19 protein-coding genes and 1 tRNA gene are annotated in these 22,567 nt (G+C 62.8%); 12 read left to right on the top strand and 8 right to left on the bottom strand.

Annotation, left to right across the window (positions count from 1 at the left end; all coding sequences use genetic code 11):
- The first annotated feature begins 81 nt into the window (after window positions 1-81).
- The 3 genes from tpiA to ACE04A_RS09330 all read left to right on the top strand — a co-directional run bounded on the left by tpiA (window position 82) and on the right by ACE04A_RS09330 (window position 1,575).
- Entirely contained in the window at window positions 82-828 is a 747-nt protein-coding gene (tpiA, locus tag ACE04A_RS09340) for a triose-phosphate isomerase (protein WP_279994953.1), read from the top strand.
- 21 nt (window positions 829-849) lie between these two features.
- Entirely contained in the window at window positions 850-1,329 is a 480-nt protein-coding gene (gene secG / locus ACE04A_RS09335) for a preprotein translocase subunit SecG (RefSeq protein WP_485820062.1), read from the top strand.
- A gap of 161 nt (window positions 1,330-1,490) precedes the next feature.
- Window positions 1,491-1,575, top strand: a tRNA-Leu gene (locus ACE04A_RS09330).
- A 95-nt stretch (window positions 1,576-1,670) separates the two neighbouring features.
- Here ACE04A_RS09330 and ACE04A_RS09325 read toward each other — a convergent pair.
- The 3 genes from ACE04A_RS09325 to ACE04A_RS09315 form a co-directional block, all read right to left on the bottom strand.
- Entirely contained in the window at window positions 1,671-1,976 is a 306-nt protein-coding gene (locus ACE04A_RS09325; protein WP_279994957.1) for a hypothetical protein, read from the bottom strand.
- 393 nt (window positions 1,977-2,369) lie between these two features.
- On the bottom strand, window positions 2,370-3,161 hold the full coding sequence (locus ACE04A_RS09320; RefSeq protein WP_448718612.1) for a tyrosine-protein phosphatase: 792 nt from the start codon (window positions 3,159-3,161) through the stop codon (window positions 2,370-2,372).
- 69 nt (window positions 3,162-3,230) lie between these two features.
- Entirely contained in the window at window positions 3,231-3,725 is a 495-nt protein-coding gene (locus ACE04A_RS09315) for a MarR family winged helix-turn-helix transcriptional regulator (RefSeq protein ID WP_448718611.1), read from the bottom strand.
- 150 nt (window positions 3,726-3,875) lie between these two features.
- Here ACE04A_RS09315 and ACE04A_RS09310 point away from each other — a divergent pair, with 150 nt between their 5' ends.
- From ACE04A_RS09310 to ACE04A_RS09300, 3 genes are read left to right on the top strand one after another with little or no spacing between them, the layout of a single operon-like run.
- The gene (locus ACE04A_RS09310) at window positions 3,876-5,141 is read left to right on the top strand and encodes a flavin-dependent oxidoreductase (protein WP_448718610.1); all 1,266 of its coding nucleotides are present in this window, start codon (window positions 3,876-3,878) and stop codon (window positions 5,139-5,141) included.
- Window positions 5,138-5,623, top strand: coding sequence for a DUF3237 domain-containing protein (locus ACE04A_RS09305; RefSeq protein WP_259252011.1), 486 nt, complete (start codon window positions 5,138-5,140; stop codon window positions 5,621-5,623). Before ACE04A_RS09310 ends, ACE04A_RS09305 begins: the two co-directional genes overlap by 4 nt.
- A 50-nt stretch (window positions 5,624-5,673) precedes the next feature.
- Window positions 5,674-6,639, top strand: coding sequence for a Bug family tripartite tricarboxylate transporter substrate binding protein (locus ACE04A_RS09300; RefSeq protein WP_259252009.1), 966 nt, complete (start codon window positions 5,674-5,676; stop codon window positions 6,637-6,639).
- A 133-nt stretch (window positions 6,640-6,772) separates the two neighbouring features.
- Here the strand turns inward: ACE04A_RS09300 and ACE04A_RS09295 are convergent, their stop codons facing one another.
- Window positions 6,773-7,588 (bottom strand): aminotransferase class IV family protein, encoded by an 816-nt coding sequence (locus ACE04A_RS09295; RefSeq protein ID WP_448718609.1) that lies wholly within the window; start codon window positions 7,586-7,588, stop codon window positions 6,773-6,775.
- Window positions 7,589-7,692: 104 nt separating this feature from the next.
- On the opposite strand from ACE04A_RS09295, the gene ACE04A_RS09290 reads away from it, so the two are divergent.
- The 3 genes from ACE04A_RS09290 to ACE04A_RS09280 all read left to right on the top strand — a co-directional run bounded on the left by ACE04A_RS09290 (window position 7,693) and on the right by ACE04A_RS09280 (window position 10,653).
- Complete coding sequence (locus ACE04A_RS09290; RefSeq protein WP_448718608.1) at window positions 7,693-8,628, top strand: LysR substrate-binding domain-containing protein; 936 nt, start codon at window positions 7,693-7,695, stop codon at window positions 8,626-8,628.
- A gap of 156 nt (window positions 8,629-8,784) precedes the next feature.
- Window positions 8,785-9,384: a nitroreductase family protein gene (locus tag ACE04A_RS09285; protein WP_448718607.1), complete on the top strand. Its 600-nt coding sequence runs from the start codon at window positions 8,785-8,787 to the stop codon at window positions 9,382-9,384.
- A gap of 213 nt (window positions 9,385-9,597) precedes the next feature.
- Window positions 9,598-10,653, top strand: coding sequence for a sensor domain-containing diguanylate cyclase (locus ACE04A_RS09280; protein WP_448718606.1), 1,056 nt, complete (start codon window positions 9,598-9,600; stop codon window positions 10,651-10,653).
- A gap of 266 nt (window positions 10,654-10,919) precedes the next feature.
- On the opposite strand, the gene ACE04A_RS09275 is transcribed toward ACE04A_RS09280, so the two are convergent.
- Window positions 10,920-11,858, bottom strand: a complete 939-nt coding sequence (locus ACE04A_RS09275) for a hypothetical protein (protein WP_448718605.1) — start codon at window positions 11,856-11,858, stop codon at window positions 10,920-10,922.
- A 185-nt stretch (window positions 11,859-12,043) separates the two neighbouring features.
- On the opposite strand from ACE04A_RS09275, the gene ACE04A_RS09270 reads away from it, so the two are divergent.
- Complete coding sequence (locus ACE04A_RS09270; RefSeq protein ID WP_448718604.1) at window positions 12,044-12,928, top strand: lysozyme inhibitor LprI family protein; 885 nt, start codon at window positions 12,044-12,046, stop codon at window positions 12,926-12,928.
- 161 nt (window positions 12,929-13,089) lie between these two features.
- The gene (gene proA / locus ACE04A_RS09265) at window positions 13,090-19,191 is read left to right on the top strand and encodes an anti-phage protein ProA (protein WP_448718603.1); all 6,102 of its coding nucleotides are present in this window, start codon (window positions 13,090-13,092) and stop codon (window positions 19,189-19,191) included.
- 37 nt (window positions 19,192-19,228) lie between these two features.
- Here proA and ACE04A_RS09260 read toward each other — a convergent pair whose 3' ends face one another.
- From ACE04A_RS09260 to ACE04A_RS09250, 3 genes are read right to left on the bottom strand one after another with little or no spacing between them, the layout of a single operon-like run.
- Window positions 19,229-19,660, bottom strand: a complete 432-nt coding sequence (locus tag ACE04A_RS09260; protein ID WP_448718602.1) for a hypothetical protein — start codon at window positions 19,658-19,660, stop codon at window positions 19,229-19,231.
- The gene (locus tag ACE04A_RS09255; protein ID WP_448718601.1) at window positions 19,657-20,049 is read right to left on the bottom strand and encodes a hypothetical protein; all 393 of its coding nucleotides are present in this window, start codon (window positions 20,047-20,049) and stop codon (window positions 19,657-19,659) included. Before ACE04A_RS09255 ends, ACE04A_RS09260 begins: the two co-directional genes overlap by 4 nt.
- Window positions 20,046-21,395, bottom strand: coding sequence for a PAAR domain-containing protein (locus ACE04A_RS09250; RefSeq protein ID WP_448718600.1), 1,350 nt, complete (start codon window positions 21,393-21,395; stop codon window positions 20,046-20,048). The genes ACE04A_RS09255 and ACE04A_RS09250 overlap by 4 nt, the downstream gene beginning before the upstream one ends.
- 417 nt (window positions 21,396-21,812) lie before the next feature.
- Here ACE04A_RS09250 and ACE04A_RS09245 point away from each other — a divergent pair, with 417 nt between their 5' ends.
- Complete coding sequence (locus tag ACE04A_RS09245; RefSeq protein ID WP_448718599.1) at window positions 21,813-22,535, top strand: DUF4377 domain-containing protein; 723 nt, start codon at window positions 21,813-21,815, stop codon at window positions 22,533-22,535.
- Window positions 22,536-22,567 lie beyond the last annotated feature (32 nt).

Below are 22,567 nucleotides of genomic sequence, written 5' to 3'. Positions count from 1 at the left end.
GTTTCGCCTGGAATTTTTTCCAGGCAGTCCCGTGCGCGGTTGCATCATCCCCCCGGGGCTCACCCACTCTGACACCTTGCCATGACTTCAGTCGAAAACCGCGCCCGCCTTGTGCTGGGCAACTGGAAGATGCACGGCAACCTGGCCGAGAACGCCGCGTTGCTGACCGAGCTGCGGGCCGCGGACGCCGCGAGCCACTGCGAGATCGGCATCTGTGTTCCGTTTCCCTACCTGGCGCAAGCCGGCTCGGCCCTGACCGGAAGCAGCGTGTCCTGGGGCGCGCAAGACGTCAGCGCGCACGAAAAGGGCGCCTACACGGGTGAAGTGTCCGGCGCCATGCTGAAAGAATTTGGTTGCCGCTGGGCATTGGCCGGCCACTCCGAGCGCCGCGTGCTGCACGGAGAAACCGACGAAATCGTTGCCGCCAAGGCGCAAGCCGCGCTGGCCGCCGGCCTGACCCCGGTGGTCTGCGTGGGCGAATCGCTGGCTGACCGCGAAGCCGGCAACACGCTGGCCGTCATCGAACGCCAGTTGAAGCCCGTGTTGGCGCTGGGCGCCGACGCCGTGTCGCGCATGGTGCTGGCCTACGAACCCGTCTGGGCCATCGGCACCGGCCGCACCGCCAGCCCCGAGCAGGCGCAAGAAGTTCATGGCGCCATCCGCGCCGCCTTGCGCGCGCTGGGCGCGGCGCAAGTACAGGTTTTGTACGGCGGCAGCGTAAAAGCTGCCAACGCCGCCAGTTTGTTCGCCATGACTGATATCGACGGGGCCCTGGTCGGCGGCGCGTCGCTAGTGGCTGAAGAATTTTTGCGTATTGCCGCCATCTAAGTTTCCGTTCCGGAGTCTGTAATGCCCTTGATGCTTAAACTTTTGCTGGCCGTCCAAGTTATATCGGCGCTGGCTATCATCGTTCTGGTCCTGCTGCAGCAGGGCAAGGGCGCCGACATGGGGTCCGCTTTCGGTAGCGGCTCGTCCGGCAGCCTGTTCGGTGCCACCGGCGCCGCCAACTTCCTGTCGCGCGCCACCAAGTGGGCCGCCGTGGTCTTCTTCGCGTCCACCGCCGGCCTGGCCTACGTCAGCCACAAGGGCACCAGCGGCCCCGCCGTTGACTCGGGCGTGATGCAGAACTTCCCGGCCGACCGTTCCGTGCCGCAAGTGCCGGGCGCCGCGCCCGCCGCACCGGCAACCGGTGGTGCTTCGGTCCCGGGCGCTGCATCGGTTCCGGCTGCTCCTGCCGCTCCCGCCGCGCCGGCCAAGCCCGCCGCCTCGGTGCCGTCCGCACCGGCTCCCGCCACGACGGAAAAGCCGGCGGAAACGCCCGCCAAGTAAGTTCAGGCATGCTAAAAAAGGCCGGCGCGCAAACGCCGGCTTTTTTTCGCGCGGGCCGGATCGCCTTGCCTTGCAGGCGGGCTTCCGGCGTCAGCAAATTCCGTGCTAGAATGCTCGACTTTCTGGCCTTGCCTACGGGAAAGCCTAGAAAACTGGTGAAAGCCGACGTGGTGAAATTGGTAGACACGCTATCTTGAGGGGGTAGTGGCGAAAGCTGTGCGAGTTCGAGTCTCGCCGTCGGCACCAAGAATTCCTCGCAAAATGTTCGCTTAGGACAAGCCCGCTGAAAACGCAAAGTTTCAGCGGGCTTTTTGCTTTTGGCTTTTAACCCAGCGTTTGGCTCAATGAAGATTGCCCCCAAACGCCAGCACCCCCACCACAAACGTTATCCCTCCCACCGCCGCTAACCCATACGCGCGCTTCGCCGCCATCGCGTTGCCACGGCTCATGCCGATGACCAGCGTAATCAGCGACCATAGTCCCGTGAAGGATAGAAGCGCCAGCGTGTACACCCAGTCCGAAAGATCGTAGCCGCCGCCACCGATGGACGGGCTTGCGGAATGCTTGGGCCATAGCAAGGCCACGAGCGTGCCCGCAACCACGGCAAACACGGCGAGCCAGGCCAGGAAAGCGCGGTCTTTCAGCATGGTTTCGATCCTGATGTTTGAGTTAGGGGATGTAATGCACGCCTCTAAATGGGGACAAACGGCTGGTATAAAGACCGTTGTAGTTTCAACGTAGGCGAGCAAATGTCGATTCAATCATTGGTCCGTTGCGGGGCGGCAGTGGCGCTTCTTGCAATGGGTTCGGGGTGTTCTTTAGTTGGACTTGGAGATTCCCGCAGTAGCGAGTGTCAGTGGTACCGCAGCAGTTGCATGCACGAAGGGTCTTACGACCCGGGCGAAGAGGACTACGCGGAAGAGGAAGCGAAACGCCTGAACGAGGAATCGTCCGACCGCTTGCGCCGCAGTTCCGGCGATTGATCCGGCGGTTGATCCTGCGATTGATCCGGCGATGGACCCTGCCATCGGCCGCACCCCTCAGCGCTCCAGGTAGTGGTCCCGCAAGACGTCCACGTCGATCTTCAGCACATCCGTCAGATAGCGGTCCATGCCGCCAAATTCCTGCTTGATGGCTTGCACCGAAGCATCCAGGTAGGCGGGCGACACTTCCAGCAGCGGCATCATCACGTCTTCCGTGACGCCGCGCTCGGACGATTTGGCGAGGATGTCCTGGAAGAACTGGGCGTTGCAGTGATTCGATTCCAGATAGTTCGACACGATGTCGTCGTGCTTCACGCCTAGCGCCGACAACAGCAGCAGCGACGCGAAGCCGGTGCGGTCCTTGCCGGCGGTGCAGTGGAACAGCAGCGTCTTGCCGGTCATGGCGGTTTTCAGGAAGCCGCCGAACGGCGCTTGGTAGCGCGAGGGAAACTCGCGATAAATCTCCACCATCATCGTGGTGCTGAAGGCTTGCGTGGCTTCGCGCAGGCGCGGCAACAACACGGCCATGGCCATGTTGCCGTCCAGCACCGGCGATGCAATCCAGTGAAAGCGTTTGCCGAAGTGCGCTTCGTCCTGGGCTTTTTCAGGTTCTGCGCGAAAGTCGATGACCGCTTCCAAGCCCAATGCGCCAAGCCGGTCCAGATCGGCGGCGCTGGCCCGGCCCGGGTTGCCACTGCGAAAGAGCTTGCCCGTGCGCAAGCGCCGCCCATCAATGCCGGTCAGCCCGCCAAGGTCGCGCGCGTTGTGGACCTTTTCAAGGGGCAGGCGGCGCTGGAGCGCTGCCTGGGTGGCGACGAAGCTATCCGTGTGCGGCATGGCGGTGGGCATGGGTACCTGAAGGGCAAGAATGAGTCGGATGATCGTATCACCGCCATCGGACTCGCATCACGCGACGCGTTATCCGCCCAACTTACCCAGCAAGCCGATCAATTGCCGCTTTTCCGCCGCGTCCAACTGGTGGCTGATCCGGGCGTCGTGTGCCTCGACGGCCTGTGTGATGTCGGCCAGCACCTTGCTGCCAGCCGCCGTCATCGTCAGGGAATACGCACGCTTGTCGTGCTCGACGTCCAGTTTTTCCACGTACCCCAAGCCTTGCAAGTGGTTCACGATCTGCACCGCGCCAGAGCGGGCGATGCCCAGGATGCGCGCCAGGTCGGTGAGCTTCAGGTTGGCATTGGCCGCGATCAGCGTCAGGGCGGAAAAGCGTTGCGGCGTGATGTCCCACGGCGCAAGAGCGGCCAGGAAGTCTTCGTAGATGACTATCTGCGCGCGCCGGATGGCATAGCCGACCAGGCCGTCCAGCGCGCCGTACTGGATGCCGAGAACGTGGGGCTGAAATTGCTCGCCGCGCGCGGCGGGGCGGCGGGGGCGTTGGGATGCGGCTCGGGACATGGCGCGGGGTGGGGGTAGGGGCCTGGATGCCGGGGGCCTCAACACTAATGCAGTCGGGGCCGCCGCGCCATGGGGTTACGGGAAATCCCCGGGGTGCGAAGAGTATCGGATTTTTGTTATGTTGCATAACAAATAAAACCAGGAGTAGACATGCAAATCGTCATTGCCGGGGCCGGCATCGGCGGTCTGACGCTTGCGCTGATGTTGCATCGGCGCGGCATCGATTGCCGCGTGTATGAAAGCGCGCAGGAACTCAGGCCCTTGGGCGTCGGCATCAACCTGCTGCCGCACGCCGTCAGTGAACTGGAACAGCTAGGGCTGATGCCCGGCCTGGCCGAGCGCGCTATCGAAACGTCACAACTGCACTACTACAACAAGCTTGGCCAGCCGATCTGGCGCGAGCCGCGCGGGCTGCAGGCGGGCTATCCCTTGCCGCAGTTTTCCGTGCATCGCGGAGAATTCCAGATGATGCTGGCGCAAGCCGTGCGCGAACGCCTGGGCCAGGGCGCCATCGTCACGGGCATGGTGCTGGAATCCGCCGAGCAGGACGCAAGCGGCGCCACCGCTGTGTTCCGGCGGCGGGCGGACGGGACCACGCATCGCGTGCGCGGTGACATCCTGGTGGGGGCGGACGGCATTCATTCCGCGCTGCGCCGCCAATTGCATCCCGTAGGCGACGAACCGCGCTTTTCCGGGCGCATGTTGTGGCGCGCGGTGACCGAGGCCCCGCCTTACCTGGACGGCCGCAGTATGTTCATGGCGGGGCACCAAGACCAGAAGTTCGTCTGCTATCCCATTTCGGAACCCTTGCGCCGCCAAGGGCGTTCGCTGATCAACTGGATCGCGGAACTCTCGGTGCCGGACGCCGAACTGCCCGCCACCGACTGGAACCGCCAGGTCGACAAATCCGTGTTCGCGGACCGCTTTGCCGATTGGCGCTGGGACTGGATCGACATTCCCGCCATCATCGACGGCGCAGAAGCGATCTACGAATTTCCGCTGGTGGACCGCGACCCCTTGCCGCGTTGGACGCGGGGCCGCGTTACGCTTCTGGGCGACGCCGCGCACCCCATGTACCCCATCGGTTCGAATGGTTCGGCCCAGGCCATCCTGGACGCGCGTTGCTTGTCGGACTGGTTGGCGCAAGCGGCCGGCGGCAGCGTACGCACGCTTGACATCGCGCTGCTGGAATATGAGGCAGAACGCCTGCCGCGCACGGCCGGCATCGTATTGCGCAACCGCTTGAATGGCCCCGAGCAGGTCATGCAGATGGCCGAAGAGCGCGCGCCGCAGGGCTTTACGGATATTAACGACGTGATCACGCAACAAGAGCTGGCGGCGGTATCGCTGCGCTACAAACAACTGGCGGGGTTTGACCCCGCCGCCTTGAAGAAGAGCCGGGAGACAACACCATGAGCCATCCCGAGGCATCTGCCGACGCCCTGGCGCCACGCCTGGAACATGTGACGACGGTCATCGTCGAGGTCGGCCCGCCGCAAGAAGTGGGCGACACCCCGCAGGGCCGTCGCCGCGTCATCCCGATCACGGGCGGCACGGTGGATGGCCCGCGCTTGCGCGGCAAAGTGCTGCCGGGCGGGGCAGATTTTCAGATCATCCGTTCGGCCACGTACACCGACATCCATGCGCGCTATGTCATCGAAACCGCCGACGGCGAACGCATCTATGTTGAAAACACCGGCATACGCACGGGCCACGCGGACGACATTGCCCGCTTGGTGCGCGGTGAGCCCGTGGACCCCGCACGCATTTATTTCCGCAGTTACCCGCGCTTTGAAACCGCATCGCCGGCGTTGGGCTGGATGAACGAAAGCCTTTTCATCGGCACAGGCGCGCGCTATCCCGACCGGGTTGAGCTGCGCTTCTACCGCATTTGCTGAACCCTCGGCATCCGCCGTGGCATGAATATAAAAACGACTCGGAGACAACCATGACCTCAATGCTGCGCCGCCTGTTGGGCGGTTTCGTGCTGTGCCTGCCCATCGCCGCGATGGCGCAATTTCCCAATGGCCCCGTGCGCCTGAACGTGGGCTTTCCGCCAGGCACCGGGCCCGACATCGTGGCCCGTACGCTGTCGCAACACATGGGCCCCTTGCTGGGCGAAAGCGTGGTGGTGGAAAACAAGGTGGGCGCGGGCGGGCAGATCGCCGCGCAGACCGTGGCGCGCAGCCCCGCCGATGGCCAAACGATCTTGCTGGGCGAGGTGGGCTCCATCAGCATTTCGCCCGCCACCTACCGCAACCTGAACTACGACCCGCCGCGCGATTTCGCGCCCATCTCCGAAGTGGTGCGCGCCGACTTCGTGCTGGTGGTGCCGGCCGACTCTCCGTACAAGGACCTGGCTGCGTTCGTTGCGGGTGGCAAGAAGGCGTCGGACCGAATCAACTTCGCCACCTTCGGCGCGGGCACGCCGGGTCACTTCGGCGCGGAGCTTTTTGCGCGCGAAGCGGGCATGAAGATCGAAGCCATTCATTACCGCTCAACGGGTGATGCCGTGTCGGGCCTGGTGTCGGGCGCGGTGCAGGCGGCGTTCGTCACCACCGCGTTGGCCGTGCCGCAGGTGCAGGGCGGCAAGATGCGCGCGCTGGCCATTACCGGCGCGCAACGTTCTCCCGCCTTGGCCACGGTGCCCACCTTCGCCGAAGGCGGCTTGCCGGACGTCAATTTCGGGGCGTGGTTCGCCTTGTTCGCGCCCGCCGGTACGCCGGACGCGGTGTTGAACCGTTTGCAGAAAGACAGCGCCGCCGCGCTGCGCCAGCCTGCCGCCGTACGCACCTTGAGCGAAGCCGGCTTCGTCGTCGTCGGTTCCGACCGGAAGACGTTGCAAACCTTGTTGTCCGCCGAATCCAAGCGCTGGTCCGACGTGGTCAAGGCCACGGGCTTTCGGGCGGATTGATCGGGACGGTTGCGCTGATGCTTTGGTGATGATGCGCTGATGTTGCGCTGACGTTGCGCTGACGTTGCGCTGGTTCGTCGGCTTGCCCGACGGCCAGCGTCTCATGCCGAGATCGCGTTTCGGCCGCCGCGCGTCAGGGCGCGACCCACGCTTCCGCCTGGTAGGCCGCGTGCAGCAGCGCCAGAAACTCCGGCGCGTCCGGCATGGCCGTGTCGCCGATCCGGTTCACGGCGATGCCGGGTGTCCACGAATTCATCACGACCGCGCCGCGTAATGTCGGCAGCGTGTCCAGCGTCACGGTCTGCACCCGCTGCGCCACGCCCATTTTTTTCAATTGCCGTTGCACGATGCCCATCGTCGTGCCGGTAAGCATCTCGGCGTCCGGCCACACCACGGCTTGTCCGTCCCAGAACGCCAGGTTCCAGATTGAGGCCTCGCTCAGGCGCCCATGCCGGTCCAGGAACGCCGCATCGTCGGCGCCCTGCGCCACGGCCTGCCGCAACAGATAGGTCTTGGCGACTTCGCCCACATGCTTGATGGACGGCAGCATCCGTTCGTGCGGCACCGCCGTCAGCGCCAGGGGGCCGGCAGGGCCTGATGACGGCGGCCCGGTCCGTACCAGCACTTCCGGCCGCACATCGGCCCCCGCCACCGTGAATTCACCGGCTGGGGAATACACGGTCAACACCAGCGAACTATCGGCGGGGCCCGCCTGGATGGCGGAGCGCAGCGCATTCAGCAGCGCGGCGTCCGGTAACGCCTGCCCAAACATCAGGAGTGAGGCCGCGCGCAGGCGCGCCAGATGCAAGTCCAGGCCTCGGACCTGTCCGCCGCGCACTTGCATCGCCGTGAAGTGGGCGTAGCCGGCGAATGCGAGCGGGCTCAAGTCTGAAACGGTGGCGGGCAGACCATTGCGGTGCACGACATAGGACGACGGGTTGGCAGGCATTAGTGGCTTCCTTGGTGATCATCAAGTTTTGCCACTATGCCGGTTTGCACTGCTCAGTGGAAACGAGTTAATTTCGCCAAATCATCAAATTTGGCTTGAAGATCATGTCTCGCATGCTTCCTGGTACCCGGGCACTGAGAACGTTTGAAGCCGCCGCGCGTCACTTGAACTTCACGCGCGCCGCCGACGAGGTCGGGCTGACGCCCGCCGCCGTCAGCTATCAAATCAAAGAGATCGAAGAGCAGTTGGACGTGGTGCTGTTCACACGCACCAGCCGCAGCATCCAACTGACGTCCGCGGGCAAGGTGCTGTTCGACGCGGCTAGCGACGCGTTGGACACCCTGCAACGCGCGGCAGCCAAAGCCCGGCGCTTGAGCCGGGGGCGCACGACACAGTTGCGGCTGTCCTTGGGCGCGCGTTTTGCCACGCACTGGTTCTTGCCCCGCTTGCCCGAGTTCCGCGCCGCGCATCCCGGGCTGGAGTTGACGTTCGACATCAGCGACGCCGTGCGCGATTTTGAAGCCGACGACGTGGATGCGGCAGTGCGCTTCGGTGCTGGCGCCTACCCAGGCGCCATCTCGCACCGCCTGTTCCATACCGTGGTCGTTCCCGTATGCAGCCCCGCATTGCTCCAGGCCGGCCCCGCCTTGAAGTCCCCCCGCGACCTGTTCAGCCGCACGCTGTGCTACGTGGACTGCAAGCCCGGCGGCATCGTCTGGCCGAACTGGCCGATGTGGATGGCCGCGGCCGGCATCGACGATTTCGACGACAGCCGCAGCGTGGCGTTCACCGAATCCAGCCATGTGGTGCAAGCGGTGATCGATGGCGGGGCAGTGGGGTTGGTGGAATGGGAACTGGTCGAACGCGATGTGCGCGCGGGCCGCCTGGTCAGGTTGTTTGACGTCGGCGTGCGGGTCGCGCCCGAGTATGCCTACCACTTGGTGTACCCGGCAGGCAGCGATGCGGATCCACGGGTCTGTGCGTTGCGGGATTGGATGCTGGAAATGGTGCAGGCGGGGCAGACGGATATTGCGCTGTAGGCGGCACCATTCGCGGCATTGGTTCCATCAATAGAACAGTTTGTTCCGTCCAAAATCGGCCGTTTTGATCCCGGCGCTAGTGCAGCCGTCACGGTCCTGCCGTTAGAATTCCTTCCCATATCACCCCCTATCTACCAGTCGAAAGGTCAAAGTCACATGAGCAACGCTTATCTCGACGCACTGAAAAAGCGCCGTACGCAGTATTCGCTGGGCCGCAACGTGTCGGCCTCCAAGGAAGCCCTGACGACCCTGATCCAAGACGCGATCAAGCACACCCCGTCGTCGTTCAATTCGCAAAGCTCGCGCGCTGTCATTCTGTTTGGCGCCGAAAGCGTGAAGCTCTGGGACCTGACCATTGAAGAAGTGCGCAAGGTGGCGCCGGCTGAAGGGTTCGACAAGACCGAAGCCAAGCTCAAGAGCTTTGCCGCCGGCATCGGCACCGTGCTGTTCTTCGAAGACCAGGACGTCGTGCGCAGCCTGCAAGAGAAGTTTGCCCTGTACGCCGACAACTTCCCGGTGTGGTCGGAACAGGCGGGCGGCATGGCCCAACTGTCGGTCTGGTCGGCCCTGGCCAACGCCGATGTCGGCGCCAGCCTGCAACACTACAACCCGCTGATCGACGGCGTGGTGGCGCGTGAGTGGAATGTGCCCGCGTCGTGGAAGCTGCGCGCGCAAATGCCTTTCGGCTCGAACGAAAACGGCTTTGGCGACAAGCCCTTCATGGACGACGCCGAGCGTTTCCGCGTGGCAGGCTGATCAGCCTGAATCGGGCGGTGCAAGCCGCCTGAGTGCTCCACTAACGAAAACCCGCACTTCCCCAACTTGGGGAGTGCGGGTTTTTGCATGATGCGCCGTCCGTGCGAGTCAGCGTGACCTCGCGTGCATAATGTTTGCTTGACCCGGACGGTCCATATGCGCCGGGTTCGCCATACTGCGCGGCAGGCGTCGCGCGCTTCGAGGAGACGCAATATGGATCCGATACTTGCCGGACTGTCGAATTCATTGCCTCAAGCCAAGACGGTTGAGCAATTGACCCGCCCGCTGCTGGACATGTTGGGCAGCGTGACGGGGCTGGAATCCACCTACCTGACCGCCATCGACCTGAAAGCCGATCTGCAACACGTGCGCTTTGCCCGCAATGTGGGCGACATGCAGATACCCGAAGGCTTGTCGGTGCCGTGGTCGGACACGCTATGCAAGCGGGCGTTGGAAGAAGGGCGCATGTGCACAAGCGACGTCGCCGCCTGCTGGTCGGATTCCGAAGCCGCGCGCCAGTTGGGCATTCAGACCTACGTGAGCGCGCCCGTACGCACGGATGAAGGCACGTTGCTTGGCACGCTGTGCGCGGCCAGCGCGCAACAACATCAGATCCCGTCGCAGGCCGAGGCCGTGTTGAAGCTGTTCTCCAACGTCATCGCCAATTTCCTGGAACGCGAAATTTTGATGGAGCAACTGCAGGCCGCGAATGTCCAGTTGCTGTCCTATGCGCTGACTGATCCCTTGACCGGCCTGCCCAATCGCCGCGCTTTGTACGAAGAGCTGGAACGGCTGGAAAAGCGGGCGCTGCGCGAAGGCGGCAGCGTGCTGGTCGGTGTGATCGACCTGGACGGCTTCAAGGGCATCAACGATACCTACGGCCACCAACAGGGCGATGTGTTCCTGCAAGAGATTTCCCGGCGGCTGGCCAGCACCTTGCGCACGTCCGACATGTTGGGCCGCATGGGAGGCGACGAGTTCGTGCTGATCGGCCCCGGCCCCGCCATCGAACGCGGCAATATCGGCCCGGCCGGCGAGGCGCAACGCGGCGAAGCCGAAGACGCCGCCCGCGCGCTGGAAGAACGCGCCACGGCGGCCACCATCGGCCGCTATCAACTGGGCGATGCGGTGGTGCCCTATGAAGGCGCCAGCGTCGGCGTGGTGGCCGTCGACCCGCGCGGCCTGGACGCCGAAGCCGCGGTCCGTTTGGCGGATGCACGCATGTATGAGATCAAGCGGGCGCGCAAAGGGGCGCGGACGATACATTGAGGGGTTCTTCAAGTACGCATGCCTGATCGCGCGCGAGGCACCACCCGCCCAATTCGTAGGATGGGTGAAGCGCGAGAGACCAGCGACAAGAACGCCGCTGCATCAACGCGCGGAACCCATCAAACAGACGTTGTGTTGTGGCTGCAGACCAAAAGAACCGGGATGCAGCATGATGGGTTGCGCGCGTTGAGGCGTTTGAATTTTTGCCTTGAGTCTTTCGCGCTCCACCCATCCTACGCCGTCAAATTGGTGGAACGCCGTGCCCATCACCGATACCCGCGCTCCACCGCCGACCACTTCAACGTCTTGCGCCACTTGCCGCCTTGCTGGCGCAGTTGCAGGTCAAAGTACCCGTCTGTTTTCTCTGGCAGCACCACCAGGATGTTGCTGGCGTCGGACATGTCGTGGTCGCGTGTGCCGTCGGGGTGCCAGTCGCCTGCGATGGATTTGAAGAACGACATGGGCTGCGCGAACACCACGCGCAGCGTGGGGCCGTCGATGTGGAACAGGTACAGGGCCTCGAAGTTGGCGCCGCCGCCGGAGTAGCCTTCGCTCCACCCGGCGCGCACACCGAAGGCCACGGCGCCGGGGGCGATCTTGTACGCGGCCAGGTCGAAGTGCTTCCATTCGGTGGGCATCGATAGCAACGGGGCGTTGGCGTGGTCCGTTGCCAGGTCCTGGGGCAGGTCGATGTTGGTATTGCGCCAGTCAGTGGGCGTCTTGACGGGGCCGTCAGTGCGGGCCAGCAGCGTGGGGGCCTTGCCCGGCGTCGTGCCGAACACGCCGAACCAGGCGCCGTTCTTGTCATCGTCGCTGGACAGGTCGGCGCATTCGCCGCCGCCGAATTTGATCAGTCGCGCCGCGCGTTCGGGCGTCGACGCCAGGCACACCATCGCGACAAACGTTCCTGGGCGCTGCCCCCACGGCTTGACACCTGCAACCAGCAGCCGTTTGGGGTCTAGCCCAGGGGCCAGTTGCTGCACCAGGAAGTCGCGCGTGAAGCCGTCGGGCAGGGCTACGCCAAGCCTGTCGGGTTGCGGCGCGCCGCTCATCTGGCTGTCGTACATTCTGCGGGCGTCTTCCGTCTGGATGGCGCCGCGGGCCTTGTCCAGCGAGGGCACGGTGGTGTCCGCCCATGCCGAGGGCACGTGCAGCCCGCAGGCCAACAGGGGGGACAACAGTAGCGAGGCGAGTCGGATGCGCATGGGTAGGGAGCGGTCTTGGTATAGAAAGCGGTAGGGGAAGCCGGCGCAGGATAGCCCGGGTACGCGTTTCAGAGCGTTGAACTCTGTTTCTATTTTGTAAGTGGTTTTCATGCAGAATGGCGCGCTGCGCTTGCGTCACTAGCCGCAAAGCCAAACCGGCAGCCCTTGCAAGAGAGAAGAACGCAATGACATTGGCACGCTCCGCATGTTCCGCACGTTCCACATATTCCACATATTCCGCAGGTTTCGCGGGTTTCGCAGTAAAGGGCCTGTTCCTGGCCGGCGTGTTCGCGCTGTCCGCGCCGGCCATGGCGATCAATTGCGCCAAGGCTGGCACCGCCGTCGAAAAGCTGATCTGCGCCGACAAGGCGACGGTGGCGGCCGATGCCGGACTCAACCGCGCTTACCAGGCGATCTTGAAGCAGGCGCCGGACGACAACATCCGCGAGATGCTGGTCGCCAGCCAAAAGCGCTGGCTTGAAGCGCGTGACCGCGCGCTGGACCGCCTGCTCACGGACCCGGACGCCGTGCCGGATGACAAGACCGCGGGCGAGATTGCGCGCGAGCTGATCGAGAACCGCAGCGCCCAGTTCAAGGAAGCCGGCAAAGGCTCCGCCACCCCCACCATGATTCGCCGGGCGGTTCAGCAGCAGCAGTTCCAGTCCCAATTCACGGGCGGCGCGTTCGCGGGCTATTGGACGTCTTGCGACGTGCTGCCGCATGATTACGTCGACTACGCCTGCTTCGCGATTCGCCACTACCAGAACAACGACCGCGTGTGCTCGGTGGACGAATCGTGGGCGTCCGGGGCGGTCTACACCAAGCGCTACGTCGCCAACGTGGTTGACGGCAAGCCGCGTGTGATCGCGTCCTGCTCGTTCAGTAGTGCCGACGAGGCCTGCGCCACCGTCGGCGATACGAAGGCGAATTGGAACCGGCAGCCCGAGGCGCCGAAGTATGTGTATGCCGACAAACCGCTGCCGAAGCTGGATGGCGAGATTGACGCGTCGGACGATGCCGAATGGGTGCAGGCCTGCCTGACGGACCCGGCGTATCCGCCAGGGCAATAACCCGGCGGCGGGGGGCGTGCAGGCGCATGCCGTCGATATTCACGCCGATACGCAAAACTTTCTATTTCCAGCGGGCGGCGGCGTCATCGCGTCTTAAAATCCGGCATTGCAGATTTTCGCTGCCGGCATAGGCCCGCGCGGAACCGAACCGAGAGATATCGATGGATAAGCGACAAGACCTGGAACCGGCGGTGATCCAGGAAGGCGCGGCGCAGACCGGCGCGGTGCAGGCCGACGTGGTGGTCGCCACGGGGCCGAACACGCTCGACGCCATCACCATCGATATCGACGCCGATCCCACGCTGGGCTACGCCTCGATTCAGAACGCGGTTCCCATCGTTCGGACCTTGCGCGTGACGAATCGCTCGGCGCACACCTTCGAGAACATTGAGGTCCGCCTCCGCTGCAACCCCGCCTTTGCCCAACCGGTGACGCTGCGCTTTGACGTGCTGGTCCCCGGAGAAATCCGCCGGATTTCCCCGCTGGACCTGACGCCTGACCACAGCTACGTGGCTGACTTGCAAGAAGCCGTGCGCGCCAGCATCGACGTCGTGGTGCAGTCAGACACGCAGGAAATCGGCCGGGCTTCACAAGCGATTACCGTGTTGGCCTATGACCAATGGGCCGGCACGCGCGCCTTGCCGGAATTGTTGGCCGCGTTTTCCATGCCGAATAATCCGGCCGTGGATGGGCTGATTGGCAAGGCGTCCAAGCTGCTGCGCGCGCAGCACGCCGATCTGCAGATGAACGGCTACCAGTCCAAAAGCCGCGACGTCGTGTGGAAGCAGGTGTCCGCCATCTACAGCACGCTGGCCGCCGAGTCGTTGCATTACGCCGAGCCTCCCGCGTCTTTCGGCGTGGACGGCCAGAAGATTCGCACGCCGGACCGCATCATGGACGCTCGGGTGGCAACGTGCCTGGACCTGGCGATGCTGTTTTCGTCCTGCCTGGAGCAAGCCGGCTTGCGCCCGGTCATCCTGATGAAGGACGGGCACGCCTGGGTGGGCGTGTGGCTGCATCAGGCCTGCTTTGCCGACCCGCTGACCGACGACGTGCAGGCCGTAAGAAAGCGCGTGGACAGTGGCGAGTTCCTGGTCTTTGAAACGACCGGCATCGCGCAGCATCCCAACTTCCGGCCGTCGTTGCGGCGGGCGTTGGAGCAGGGCGCGGCCCATTTGCGCGAAGAGAACACCTTTCGCTACGCCATCGACGTGCATCGCGCGCGTGAATTGCAGATCAAGCCGCTGCCGTCGCGTGGTGTGTCGGTTGCGCCGATGGATGCCGATGACGCCGAAATCCCCGCCGCCATCGAACCCACGCCCGACCTGCCGCCGCTGGACCCGGAATTCGTGATCAGCCTGGAGCCCGCTGACGACACGCCGGAAGGCCGGCTGGCCAAGTGGAAATCGCGCTTGCTCGACCTGACGCTGCGCAACCGTTTGCTGAACTTCAAGCTGACCAAGTCCACCTTGCCGCTCGTCGTGCCGGACCTGGCCCGCTTGGAAGACGCCATTGTCGATGGCAGCGAATTCCGCATACGCCCGTTGCCCGCCGCGTTGATGGACGGCAGCGATCCGCGCGTGGCCGAAGTGCATGTGGGCCGGGGCGGCCGCGCGCCGCTGGACGACATGGCGCTGGACGCACTGGCCAACAAGGAACTGATCGCGCGCGTCACGCAGGAAGCGCTGGACGCCAACCTGCTGACCATCTTTGGCGCGGCGCGCACCGGGCAGGAAGAGGGCGGCGCCAACACGCTGTACCTGGCGATGGGCATGCTGCGCTGGACCGAAAGCCCCGGCGCGGAAAGCGCGCATCTGGCGCCGCTGATCCTGGTGCCGGTGTCGCTGCAACGGCAGTCGGTGCGCAGCGGCTTCCGGTTGGTTCGCCATGACGACGAGACCATCATCAACCCCACGTTGCTGCAAATGCTGCGCAACAACTACGAGCTGCGCATTCCGGGCCTGGACGTCCTGCCCGCCGATGACAAGGGCGTGGACGTGGCGCGCGTGTTGCAGGCGTTCCGGCTGGCCGTGCGGGAAATCGCGGGCTGGGAAGTGCTGGAACAGGTGCATCTGGGGATCTTCTCGTTCACCAAGTACCTGATGTGGAAAGACCTGCAAGACCGCACCGAGCAGTTGAAAGCCAACCGCGTCGTCAGGCATTTGATCGATCACCCGGGGCAGGCGTTTGCAAAAGAACCTTTTGATCAGCGCTTTGACCGGCTGGACGACAGCTACAAGCCCGAAGATCTCCTGACGCCGCTGCTGAGCGATTCGTCGCAGTTGAAGGCGATCTGCGCGGTGGACGCGGGCCGCGATCTGGTGCTGGAGGGGCCGCCGGGTACGGGCAAGAGTCAGACCATCACGAACCTGATCGCGCATCTGCTGGCGCGCGGCAAGACGGTGTTGTTCGTCTCTGAAAAAATGGCCGCGCTGGAAGTGGTGCATCGCCGTTTGGCCAACATCGGCCTCGGCCCGTTCTGCCTGGAACTGCATTCGTCCAAGGCGCGTAAATCCGAGGTGCTGCAACAGCTTGGAAAGGCGCTGGACCACAGCGGCCAGCGCACAAGCGATGACTGGGCGCGTGAGGCCGAGCGCCTGACCGTGCTGCGCCAGGACTTGAACGGCTTGGTCGATGCGCTGCATCACACGCATGCCAACGGCCTGACGGTGTATGACGCCATTGGCACCTGCATCCAGAACGCGGGCAAGGATCCGTCGCCGATGTTCTGGGCCGACGCGCAGGCGCATCAAGTCAAAGACCTTGCGCAACTGCGCGAGACCGCGCGCCGCATGTCGACCTTGTCCAAGGAACTTGGCGTGTTGCATGGCCATCCGCTGGCGCACATCGGCATGGCCGAATGGAGCCCCAGTTGGCAAGACGCGTTGTTGGCCGCGGCGCAGGCGCTGGAGCAAGCGGTGGCAGGCTTCCAGGCGCAGGCGGTGGCGGCGGGCGAGGGCGTAGGCGTGCCGGCGCAGGGCTTGAGCCTGGATGCCTATGCGCATCTGGATCATTTGATCGACATGCTGCTCGCGGCGCCCCACGTGCCTGCGGGCCTGGCCACGCAAGCGCACGACCCCGCCGCCCGCTTTCAAGTTCAGGCGCTGGCTCGCCACGGTCTTGCGCGCAACGCGCATTGGGAGCAGTTGGGCGCGCAATGGAACGCGCAATTGGCCGAGCTTGATGCCAATACGCTGAAGGCCGAATGGCTGTCCGCATGTTCGGCCTGGTGGCCGAAGTCCATCTTTGCCAAGGGCGGCATCCGCAAACGGCTGGCGATGTATCGCACGGACGGCCAGCGGCCGGATGAGGCCGCGATTACTGCCATGTTGGCGCCCTTGGCGCTGGTGAATATCGAAGACCGCGAACTGGCCGTGTTGAAGGCAGACGCGGAGCGTTTGCTGCAAGACAGCTATACGGGTCTGTCCACGGATTGGGAGCAAGTCCAGCGCCATGAGCAATGGGCAGCGCGCTTTGCCGACGCGGTCACGCAGGTGGCGGGCGACCCCATTTCCGCCGCCGACTTGCGCACGCGCTTGCAAGCGCTGGTGGGTGAGAACCGCGCCTTTCTGCAACCGGGTTCGCCGCTGGGCAAGTCGTTGTTGGCGTACCGGGATGCGTGGCGCGCCGTACAAGACCGGTTGGCGGAAGTGGATGCCTTGGCCAAACCCACCGAAGCCTTGGCGGGCGCATCGGATGCCAACGGCGCGCTGGAGCGCATTCAAGGCGTGCTGGCGGGCTGGTGTCATAACAAGCAGTTCTTGATGCCGTGGTGCGTATGGCGTCAGGCGCGCGAGCAGGCCATTGCGTCGCAACTGCAAGGCCTGGTCGCTTCTCTTGAGCAGGGCCGCGTTCCGTTGGAGCAGATCGAAGCGCATTTTGAATTCAGCTACCGCAACTGGTGGGTGAAGAAGGTCATCGACCATGCCCCCGTGTTGCGCGCGTTTTCCAGCGCCGACCACGAGCGCAAGATCCGCGAATTCCGCGATGCCGACGACCGCTTCCAGAAGCTGACGTCCGCCTACATTGCCGCCGTGTTGGCCGGCAAGGTGCCCGATGGCAACGGCGTGCTGGTCAGCCCAGATAGCGAGCTTGGCCTGCTGCGCCGCGAACTGCAAAAGAAGGCGCGCCACGTTCCCGTGCGCCAACTGATGCAGCGCTTGCCGTCGCTGCTGCCCAGGCTCAAGCCTTGCCTGCTGATGTCGCCCTTGTCGGTGGCGCAGTATCTGGACGCCGGCCATTCGCAGTTTGATGTCGTGGTGTTCGACGAAGCCTCGCAGATTCCGGTGTGGGATTCGGTGGGCGCCATTGCGCGCGGCCAGCAAGTGGTGGTGGTGGGCGATACCAAGCAGTTGCCGCCCACGAGCTTCTTCAGCAAGTCCACGCCGGAAGACGATGGCGCGGGGGATGATGGCCAGGTGGAAGATCTGGAGAGCATTCTGGATGAATGTCTGGGCGCCGACATGAACCGCCTGCGTTTGCAGTGGCATTACCGCAGCAAGCACGAAAGCCTGATCACGTTCAGCAACGTCACCTATTACGATTCGCAGCTGATCACCTTCCCGTCGCCCGTCACGGACGACGTGGCCGTGCGCCTGGAGAAAGTCGCGGGTATCTACGACCGGGGCGGCAGCCGCACCAACCGCCGCGAAGCCGATGCCATCGTGCAAGGCATTGAACAGCACTATCTGGACAAGTCCCGCCGCCGCCAAACCTTGGGCGTGGTGACGTTCAACCAGCCGCAGCAATCCCTGATCGAAACCCTGCTGGACGCCCGCCGCCGCGCCAATGCGGAGCTCGACAAGGCGATCTCGGCGCAATCCCGTGAACCGCTGTTCATCAAGAACCTGGAGAACGTGCAGGGCGACGAGCGTGACGTGATCTATTTCTCGATCACGTTCGGCCCGGACGCGGCCGGAAAGATGACGATGAACTTCGGGCCGCTGAACGGCGAAGGCGGACACCGCCGTCTGAACGTGGCGATCTCCCGCGCGCGCGAAGGCGTGGTGATCTACAGCACGTTGATGCCGGAACAGATCGACCTGTCGCGCGTGCGCGCCCGGGGTGTGCGCGACTTGAAGCACTACCTGGAGTTTGCGCTGAAAGGGCCGCGCGCCTTGGTCGAGCAGTCGCTGCCGACCGGCCGCGAGCCGGACAGCCCGTTTGAAACCCAGGTCATCAAGGTGCTGCGCAATCATGGCTGGGTGGTGCATCCGCAAGTGGGCTGCTCGGGCTACCGCATCGACATGGGCGTGGTGGACCCGCGTGCGCCGGGGCGCTATCTGATGGGCATCGAGTGCGACGGCCGTGCGTATCACTCAGGCGCCACTGCGCGCGATCGCGATCGCTTGCGCCAGGTGGTGCTTGAAGGGCTGGGCTGGCGCTTGCATCGCGTTTGGTCCACCGACTGGTGGATCAACCCTGAACGCGAAGTGGAAAAGATTTTGGCCCGCTTGAACGCAGAGCTGGAACACAAGGTCGAGGACGAGCCCGAGGTGGAGGACGCAGAGGCTGAAGCCGAAGTTGAAACCGAAGCCGCAATCGCAGCCGAAGCCGCAATCGAACCCGAAGCCGCAATCGAACCCGAAGCCGCTACTCAACCCGGTGGCGCCGTGGAGTTTGTGATCACGACCGAAGAGGGTGATGGGGCGTGGTCGTCGATGCAGAGCGCAACAGCCAGCGCCACAGCCAGCGCATCCACGGGCGGCATCGCGACCTATCAACTGGCCGACCTGAGCGCTGCCGTGGGTGACCCAGACGCCTTCTACAGCCGCGCCAACAACGCGCAATTGGCGGAACAATTACGCCTGGTCATCGACACGGAAGGCCCCATTGCCGAGACCGTGCTGCACCGTAAAGTCGCCCGCGCCTGGGGCCTGGAACGCACAGGCGTCCGGATCGTTGAACGGTTGCGGACCTTGACCCCGATGGAAGTGGGTCAGACGGATGAAGGCGAGGCCACGTTCTATTGGCCTGCCGGCGTAGCGCCCGAAACCTGGACCGGCTTTCGCGGCGCAAGCGACGACGACGCCACGCGCCGCCGCGTGGACGATGTCTGCATCCAGGAACTGGCGAACGGCGTGCTGCACGTGCTGGCCATGACCGGCAACGCGCCGAAAGCGGATGTGATCAAGTCAGTGTGCCGGCTGCTGGGCATGTCGCGAACATTGGCGGATGCGGAAGCACGCATCGGACACGCGATAGCCGGCCTGGCGCAGCGAGGCGTGGTGCGTGAAGAGATGGGGATGTTGCGGGTGGGGTAGGGTGGTCGTGTGTGGGCGTTACGGTGCAGTGACAGGGTCACGCATAAAAATTCCGTAGCGCTCCTCCGATGATCAATGCCAAGACGATCGTAATGAGTCCTCCGTAGGCCAAGAAAAGGGGAATCTTGATGTCTCCGGGGATTTGCCTTGCATCGACAGGGTGGAACATTGCGTTGTTTTTGCTGATCGGCCACCGCTTGGCATGGGGGAACGCCAACCACACCGCCAATGACGTGCAAATGTTCATCTTTTCATGCAAAGACAACTCGGCGCGAGTTCTGCCTTTTGCCCAAGGGTGTCGCGTAAGCGCGATAGCGTGGTCAAGCTTGCGGTAATAGAAGTGCAAGCCTGCGACGACGTAAACCACGAACGCCAAGAAAATAATCGTTCCAGTGACGGCGCTGATGTGTTGGCTGGTAAATTGCGGCATTGCAAGATCAAATGCCGGCATCATTGCCGGCGCGTTCATGCATATAGGCGTTTAAGGGCGCTTCCTATAAGCAGCGCCAATACCGAAATCGTCATCCCCCCGTAAGCGAGGTATAGCGGAATTTTTATATCGGAAGGTATGGTGCGAACATCATTTTCACCAAAAATATGATGAATGTTATTGATGGGCCAGAACTTTGCTTTGTGAAGTACTAGCCATATTAAGAGCGTGGTGGAAATGGCCAGTTTTTCGTAAAGTGTTAGTTGAGATCTGGTCCTGCCTTTCGCCATTGGGTGGCTTGTCAGACGGATGGCGTCGTCAAGTTTGAAGTAGTAGAAGTACGCTGCAGAAGAAATATAAACGACGAACGCCAAGACAAAGACCAGTCCTGCAATGGCGCCGATATGTTGACCGCTTAGTTCTGTCATTCGAAAATCAACTCGTATCCCGTTGTACTCAAGTCGGCGCCCAGCGACTTACCAAGAGCGGCGCTTTCGTTCCCCGCCCATATCGACGCACCGATGACACCCGCCGCACATATCAAACCGGGTGCGCCTCCTGCCGGAACGAGCATCGCGCAGAACGCCACGCCTCCCGACGCCGCCATTGATCCACCTCCAATGTTGGCAGCTAGCCCTAGCGTTTCTCGTGAGCTTGCGACGACGCATTCTTTTCGGCTGGTGTCCTCTGCCGCGCAGACCTTATATACCTCTTGCCCTGCCTTGCCAACACTGAAGGCAAGCGCTAGTTTTGCAGCTCTGGATTCATATTTTTGGAACCATTCGTATATTTTTCGCTGATATCGCACATAGATGGGAGTCCCGCCTGAGCGCCAGATATGTGTCACGGACTTGCTCGATAGGTTCAGCGCTGCGGACAACTTTATCCGATCAGGGATGCCGGCTCGAGCCAACAACATTCGCTTGAACTTGGTATCAATGTCCGCAAGAATGGCTGCCCGTTCAGCGCGAAACTGAGCGTCTCTGAGATTGCCAGACCGCGCAAGCGCTTGCTGAGCGGCGCCTTCAAGACGATCTAGTGCAGACTTGATCCCCTGCCCATACGTTTTCAGGAACGTGCCAGCGGCTCCCACGACGTTATCGCCATTTTGTCCGATCGCGTAGGCAAGAAGATCCCAGTTGTCGAACATCGTTTGCACATGATGAGCCGCGAGCTTGGCGCGTAGAGATTCAACCTCTTTGACCGAGTGGATCAGCTTCATCGATTCCGCAGTGTAGTTCTCGTTCTCGTAATCGCTCGAGACGAGAACGATGCTGCCGTATTGCGCATACTTGCCTAGATGATCGTTCAGCTCTATGAAGCGCTTCACTTGTTCGGGGCTGCGGTCCGCAAGTAACTCTGCCGCCAAACGACCAATGCCAATAGGCTGGCGACGATCTTGAATATAAAAGGAGACCTGTGCCATCCCATATACAAGTTGCTTAGTCGGTTCATCTGGCCGTTCTGTTGGAGATTGCTCGGCTTGCTCGGGCGGTGTGGACGCACCAGTTCCATACTCCTCTAGCCAAAACTGCTGACTGGCAAGCAGGATCGCGCCACAAGATGTCCGCATCCCATCCAACGCGAGTTCTCGATCGCTGCCGCAGGAGAGCGAGCCCTCCACAATCGGGAATGTTCCATTGCATTTCGGGCACGAAACCATATCGCCTTTGCGTGCGGCTGGCTTGCCAAATACATTGATGGTTTGGTCGCCAGTGACGACAACGCCGCCGTGGCTCGTGCGATCTCCTAATCTGATAACTGCTCGTTTCATGGTTTTGGTCGTGTCAGGCAGGAGTCTGAAATCTACAACAATTTTTGGGATATCTTCAATTTGTGTACCGCATGCTTAGAGTATCTGCTGGGCGTAACGTGTCAGACTGTAATTTTCAGGTGAGGTGCAGTGGCTGATTATTTCTATGGCTTGTTTCAGCGCCTTCTGAATGAAAGTCGCTCGCTAGTCTCGTACAGGGATGGCCCACCAACCGCACCCTCCAGCAAGATTTTGAAACCCTCTGCCTCGCGCTGCGCCTGATCCGTCCATACCACGGACGTAGAATGCCGCTTTTGATCAGTGCCATACGGCTCATAGGAACGAACCATGAAAAAAATAATCCTACTTGCGTCCGCATGCGCCGCGCTGCTACAGGCTTGCGCTCCCGTTTCCTCTCCCAGCGAAGGATCGTCCTCCATGCCCACTTCTACCGCGACGTCGCCCGCCAGCCAACTGAGCTTGCCCGCGTATTACTGGCGTCTGGTCTCCGCTACCGATGCATCCAGCAAGTCGATTCCGACCTTGCAAGCGGGCGTTGAGCATCAGCTGCGCCTGGCCTTCACGAAGGATGCCTTGAATATTCGCGGGGGCTGCAATACGCAGTTTGGCGGTTATCGCTATCAGAATGGCGTGCTGCAAGTGGATAACCTGGCGTCCACGATGAAGGCTTGCGAGCAGAGTTTGATGCAACTGGATGCCGAGATCAACGAGCGCCTGAAAGGCGATCTGCGAGCCACGATGTCGGGCGATACGCATGAGCCCGCGCTGGAGCTCGTGGGCAAGGACGGCACCGTGCTGAAGTTCGTGGGTGAGCCCACGCCCGAGACGCTGTATGGCAGCGCGGGCCAGATCATGTTCCTGGAAGTGGCTGCCAAGAAGGCCGAGTGCAGCCATCCGATGATTCCCAACTACCAATGCCTGATGGTGCGCGAGCGCCGCTACAACGAAGCCGGGGTGCAGCAGCCGACGCAGGATAAATGGCAGCCGCTGTATCAGTCCATCGAAGGGTTCGAGCACCAGGAAGGCGTGCGCACCGTGCTGCGCGTGAAGCGCTACGACTGGAAGAACCCGCCCGCCGACGCGCCGTCCAAGGTGTATGTGCTGGATATGGTGGTGGAGCAGGACGCGTCGAAAAAGTAAGCGCAAGGACGTCAATGAAAATGCCGGGCCGT

The sequence above is a fragment of the Achromobacter colocynthidis genome, assembly GCF_057334535.1.
This window is presented reverse-complemented; position numbering and strand designations above follow the sequence as displayed.